Annotated in this window: 1 protein-coding gene; it reads left to right on the forward strand. The window is 63.1% G+C overall.

The window, feature by feature from the left end; all coding sequences use genetic code 11:
- Positions 1-72: 72 nt before the first annotated feature.
- Positions 73-1,295 (forward strand): IS3 family transposase gene (locus ASU23_RS12025; RefSeq protein WP_085989823.1). Its coding sequence is split into 2 segments (ribosomal slippage): positions 73-379 and positions 379-1,295, totalling 1,224 coding nucleotides; the frame shifts between segments, so codons are not numbered across the junction.
- Positions 1,296-1,332: the final 37 nt, after the last annotated feature.

The following is a 1,332-nucleotide window of genomic DNA, read 5'->3' on the forward strand; positions in this document are numbered from 1 at the left end:
GGGCCTTGACCCCGCGGGTTGGACACGCTTGATCCTGGTCTCAGACCAGGGAAAGCGAGAAGATCTAACCCGATGGCAAAGAAAAATTACTCCGAAGAGTTCCGCCGCGACGCAGTCGAGCTGTACCGCGACACCGGCGGCGCGACCGTAGCCGGGATCGCCGCCGATCTCGGCGTATCCCACGGCTCCCTGACCACATGGCTGAGAAATGCGGGTATCCCGATCCGCAGACCCGCCGCCACCGCTCCGGGGCCCGGCACCGGCGAGACACCCGAGCAGGAAGCCGCCAGGCTCCGCGCCGAGGTCGCACACCTACGCGCGGAGAAAACCAAGCTCGAAACCGAACGAGACATCCTGCGGTCGGCGGCAAAATATTTCGCCGGAGAGACGAACTGGTGAACCGCTTCCAGTTCGTTGCAGACCACTCCGACACCTACCCGGTGAAGCGGTTGTGCCAGGTCATCGATATCGCCCGCTCGTCGTACTACGCATGGATCAACGCCGCCGAGAAACGAGCCGCCCGGGCCGCAGCCGACGCTGAACTCGCCGACAAGATCCGCGCCGTCCACACGGTGGACAACACCTACGGGCGGCCCCGGATCACCGCCGAGATCAATCACGGACAACCCGCCGACCAGCGGATCAATCACAAACGGATCGCACGGATCATGCGCGCCAACAACATCGAGGGCCTGCGACTGCGCCGAAAACACCGCACCACCATCGCCGAACCAGCCGACACTCCGTCGCCGGACCTGCTCAACCGTGATTTCACCGCGATCGCACCGAATACCCGATACGTCGGTGACATCACGTATCTGCCATGCGGGGACAATGAGTTCTTGTATTTGGCCACGGTGATCGACTGCTTCTCCCGCCGCCTGGTGGGCTGGTCGATCGCCGAGCACATGCGTACCGAACTCGTCGAAGATGCCTTAGGTGCCGCAGCACTGACCCGCGGCGGTCTTGCCGGTGCAGTGTTCCACGCCGATCGCGGAAGTCAATACACCTCAAAGGGTTTCGCGATGATCTGCGCGGATTTGGGTGTTGCGCAATCGATGGGAGCGGTGGGCACGAGCGCGGACAATGCCCTGGCCGAGTCGTTCAATGCGACACTCAAACGCGAAACGCTGCAAGGCGCAGCCCGCTGGGAATCGCCCCGGGCGGCAAGGCTCGCGGTGTTCCGGTGGATCACCCGCTACAACACCCGACGCCGGCACTCGTACTGCAACTATCTCAGCCCTGCCGACTACGAAAACGCTCACACATCCGATAGCCTGCAGAAAGCCGCGTAATCACAAACCCCGTGTCCAGTTTCCGGGGTCAAGGCCC

Source organism: Rhodococcus sp. KB6, from assembly GCF_001445685.1.
Classification (GTDB): domain Bacteria; phylum Actinomycetota; class Actinomycetes; order Mycobacteriales; family Mycobacteriaceae; genus Rhodococcus_F; species Rhodococcus_F qingshengii.